Origin of the sequence: Agrobacterium sp. MCAB5 (genome assembly GCF_052114365.1) — a bacterium.
GTDB lineage: Bacteria > Pseudomonadota > Alphaproteobacteria > Rhizobiales > Rhizobiaceae > Agrobacterium > Agrobacterium tumefaciens.
On sequence record NZ_JBFREP010000045.1, the window covers coordinates 1 to 1,074 of the forward strand.

Below are 1,074 nucleotides of genomic sequence, written 5' to 3' on the forward strand. Positions count from 1 at the left end.
CGTATGAGGTTGCCGGGTCGGCCGACAACGGTCAATGGTAGACCTCCACGGTGAGCTTCAGGCGTCGAAGTTGGCCCCCTGGTGTGACTCCGATGCAGTGCGTGGACCACGATGTGAATTGTTTCACTGAAGAGTTTCAGTACTAATCGTATTTTTATCGTAGGTTTGATGGAGGTTTCAGAAGTAAAACATGATGGCGATATTTATTGCAGGGGCAACCTGTCGCCTCGGCGTAGCCTTAAAACACAACGTGAGCGTGGACTCCTCAAAGAATGATTACCGCTGCCGTGACAAGCGGCTGAGGTACTACGAGTTTCCTGAGTTATTGAATATGAAGTCTTGATAGAGCGGGGCAGGCGGCGAATGGCTCGTTTCCACGCCGCCATCTTTGCTCCTGCCATCGAATACAGTGGCGAGCCGGACTTGATGTCCTCCGTCTCGCAGCATGGGCGTCAGGCTGTGTATATTGACCCATTCCAGTGGGTCATTTACGGTGGATTTTCAATTAATTGACCCATTGTAATGGGTGTTTCAGACGCATTCTTGCCGCCCGCGGAGATTTCACTGCGGTTTCAGCGTGACAAGCGCTGCTCATCATCTATCAGGATCAACTGATGTGGGAGAGTGTCTCCCCATGTCCAGAGGACGACGTTGAGGTCGGTATCAGTCGCACCCGGAGCAAAGCTCCTGACTATTAAACCGCAAAAGCCCTCGTTTTTCAGAGTCCGGGCAAGACGTTGTGTGGGTGCTTCACCGAAGACATTCATGTCGTCTCGCCAGGTCGCGGTGCCGAGGGTTTGAGCTTCAATGCCATGATCATGAAGCAGGGCGCCATCGCGCGTATCAAACAACGGTGTTATGTCCGCATCGTAGGAGACGAGAGTTGTAGGCTGTAAGCTGCCAGCCTGATTTGCTTCCTTCAGTGCCGTGATGACTGTCACTGACGTGTAGAGGGCAGGCATACCTTTCGGATTGAATCTGCCGCCATAAAGCTCGGCTCCTCGTCCGGAGAGGGGCTCACGAGCGAATACGGGATTAAGCGCCCGGTAGAGCTTGCCCCGGTAGTGCATCAGG

The 1,074-nt window shown here is 53.4% G+C and carries 1 protein-coding gene; it reads right to left on the reverse strand.

Annotated features, from left to right (window positions below):
- Nucleotides 1–572 precede the first annotated feature (572 nt).
- On the reverse strand, nucleotides 573–1,070 hold the full coding sequence (locus AB4Z23_RS27175) for an RES family NAD+ phosphorylase (protein ID WP_080850243.1): 498 nt from the start codon (nucleotides 1,068–1,070) through the stop codon (nucleotides 573–575).
- Between the last annotated feature and the right edge of the window lie 4 nt (nucleotides 1,071–1,074).